Here is a 2,588-nt window from a genome sequence, read left to right as displayed (position 1 = left end):
CGCCGCGGCGCGCGCCGCCATGCGCCGGGTCCGGTCCGTGCTCCCGGCGGTGCCCCCGCCCGCGTGCCCGCCGTCGGCGCGCGCCGCCGCGCCGGACGTCCGGTCCGTGCTCCCGGCGGTGCCCCCGCCCGCGTGCCCGCCGTCGCCCGGGGCCGGGGCGTCGTCCGTCGCGGCCCGGCCGTCCGGACCGGCCTGGACGAACTCGGCGTACCGGTGCATCAGGCGCTTCTCGCCGGCGCGTAGGCGTACGCCTGCCGGCACACCTGCCACAGGCCGTCCCGCCGGCGCACGTGCAGCACGACGTCGGGGACGAACACGAGCTCGTGCCCGGCGAGCTGCACGCGCAGGCAGAAGTCGTCGTCCTCGGCGGTGCGCGCGCCCTCGAAGAAGCCGCCCACCTCGTCGAACACGGACCGCAGCACGCCCATGTTGCCCGACCCGGCGGTGACGAACTGGGGCAGGAACGGCTTGACCGTCAGCCCGTGCGCCTGCGCGGTCCACGTCACGGCCGAGTCCGAGTCCGCGTTGAGCAGCGAGCCCTCGAACGGACCGGCGACGAACTCGTGCTCGTCGAGCGCGCGGCGCACCGCCGCGACCCAGCCGTCGCCGACGCGGTCGTCGGCGTCGCAGAAGGCGATGCGTGACGCGCGGGACCGCCCGACGCCGATGTTGCGCGCCGCGCTGGGGCCGCGCCGGGCGGACGCGTCGACGAGCCGCAGCTCGGGCATGCGCTGCGCCCACGCCCGCACGAGGTCGGCGGTGCCGTCCGTCGAACCGTTGTCGCAGACGAGCACCTCCCAGGGCCACGCGGGCCGCTGCGCGAGGAGCGCCTCGAGCTGCGTCGGCAGCGTCTCCTCGGCGTCGAACGCGGGGATGACGACCGACAGCTCGGGCGTCCCCGTGGCGGGCGCGCCGTCCCGGTCGTGCGAGGGAGCGGTCATGCGCGGGCCATCCGCTCGCGGGCCATGCTCTTGACCCGCCGGTAGCGGGCGAGGAGGTCCCCGACGGTGCGCTCGTCGTAGCCCTCGGCACGGGTCGCCTCGAGGATGCGGCGCAGCACGTCCGCGCGGTCGAACGCGGGCAGGCGCTCGTCGGGGCCGAGGGTCTCCGGGTCGGCGCGCGTGTCGTGGAGCAGGACGATCGCCCCCGGGAAGACGGCCGCGACGGCGCGGCGCGCGACCGCGGACTCCTCGTCGTGCACCCAGTCGAACGCGTCGCCGGACCAGATGACGGTCTCGAGCCCGAGCCGCCGGATGCCGAGCGCCTGCTGCAGGGTGTGGGCGCCGTACGGCGGGCGGAACAGGCGGACGCGGTGGCCGGCGACGTCCTCGACGGCGGCGCGCGCGTCGCGCACCGAGGCGACCGCGACCCGGTCGGGCAGCGTGAGCAGGGACCGGTGGTCGCGCCCGTGCAGGGCGAGCTCGTGCCCCTCGTCGACGATCCGCCGGACGATGTCCGGGTGCCGCCGCGCCGGTTCGGACAGCACGAAGAACGTGGCCCGCGCGCCGTGCTCGGCGAGCGTGTCGAGCACCGCGGGGGTCGACGCCGGGTCCGGCCCGTCGTCGTAGGTCAGCGCGAACACGGGGTCGGCCGTGTCGACGCAGAACGTGCCGAGCGGCGTGGTGAGCGGCGAGGGCAGCAGGCCACGGGCGTAGGCGACCCCGCGGAACGAGCCGGCGGGCGGCGCGTCGCGCTCGATGTCGCGGCGCCGGACGACGAGCGGGCGCATCCGCCGTCCCCGCGGGACGGTCGTGGGCGTCGCGGCGCTCACGTGCGCTCCCCGTCGAACGTCGCGAGCCGGCGGGCGGCCGCGGGCGACGTCGCCGCCTCCGTCACCAGCCGCACGCGCAGCGCCCGGGCCCGCGTCCTCGAGCTCACGCCGAGGACGTGGTGGAAGGACCAGTCGTCGTCCGGGTCGAACGCCGGGTCGAGGGGCCGCGGGCGGGGCGCCGGGTCGTTGCCGGTGACGTCGCCCGAGTCGAGGAACGGGATGCCGGGCGTGCGGGGGGCGAGCGTCTCGAAGTCGGTGGCGACGAGGCACCCGTCGAGGAGCCAGACGTTGTGCGGCTGGAGGTCCCCGTGGAGGTAGCCGGCGGTGTACACGTCGAGCAGGACGTCGAGGGCCCACGCCCCGGCCTCGAGGCGCTGCGCCCGGGTCATCGTGCGGCACGCGAGGTCGAGGCGGTCCTCGTCGCGCAGGCGCGGCACCGTGAAGCCGCGCCGGTGCCAGCGCACGACGGGCATGCGCCAGGGCCGGTCCCGGAAGAGGTCGTCGCTCAGGCGCTCCGCGGCGAGACCCGCGCGGCCGAGCTCCGAGCGCGCGAAGTACTTGCCGACCGTCGGCTCGCCGCCGGTCGTCGTGTACACCGTGACCGCGTAGTCCGTGCTCTTGACGAACGTCGACCGGACGGGGCAGCCGAAGATCCGGACGAGCTTGGCGCGGCCCAGGACGCGGCTCGTCAGCGTGCGGCGCACGCCCGGCTCCGGGCGCACGTCGCGCCCGACGGGCGCGCCCCGTGCTCCGGCGCCGTCGACGCGTCCGGCGCCAGGGTCCCGGGCTCGGGCGCGGTCATCGGCCCACCCGGCGC

At 77.3% G+C, this 2,588-nt stretch carries 3 protein-coding genes and 1 pseudogene; all 4 read right to left on the bottom strand.

Going from position 1 to position 2,588, the window contains the following annotated elements; translation table 11 throughout:
* Positions 1 to 219 (bottom strand): annotated as a pseudogene (locus tag BJF88_RS16340) (hypothetical protein); the annotation flags it as partial.
* A complete protein-coding gene (locus BJF88_RS16335; protein ID WP_075829570.1) occupies positions 219 to 941 on the bottom strand; it encodes a glycosyltransferase family 2 protein in 723 nt (240 codons plus the stop codon). The gene BJF88_RS16335 and the pseudogene BJF88_RS16340, both read right to left, overlap by 1 nt.
* Positions 938 to 1,771, bottom strand: a complete 834-nt coding sequence (locus tag BJF88_RS16330; RefSeq protein ID WP_075829569.1) for a polysaccharide deacetylase family protein — start codon at positions 1,769 to 1,771, stop codon at positions 938 to 940. Before BJF88_RS16330 ends, BJF88_RS16335 begins: the two co-directional genes overlap by 4 nt.
* On the bottom strand, positions 1,768 to 2,475 hold the full coding sequence (locus BJF88_RS16325) for a hypothetical protein (RefSeq protein ID WP_139316119.1): 708 nt from the start codon (positions 2,473 to 2,475) through the stop codon (positions 1,768 to 1,770). The genes BJF88_RS16330 and BJF88_RS16325 overlap by 4 nt, the downstream gene beginning before the upstream one ends.
* Positions 2,476 to 2,588: the final 113 nt, after the last annotated feature.

Origin of the sequence: Cellulosimicrobium sp. CUA-896, from assembly GCF_001942335.1 — a bacterium.
Taxonomy (GTDB): domain Bacteria; phylum Actinomycetota; class Actinomycetes; order Actinomycetales; family Cellulomonadaceae; genus Cellulosimicrobium.
The sequence above is the reverse complement of the archived record's forward strand: the minus strand, read 5'-3'. Positions and strand labels throughout refer to the sequence as shown.

Coding starts and splice junctions, on each gene's coding strand:
- BJF88_RS16335 (WP_075829570.1), bottom strand. CDS start 941: ATGACCGCTCCCTCGCACGACCGGGACGGCGCGCCCGCCACGGGGACG.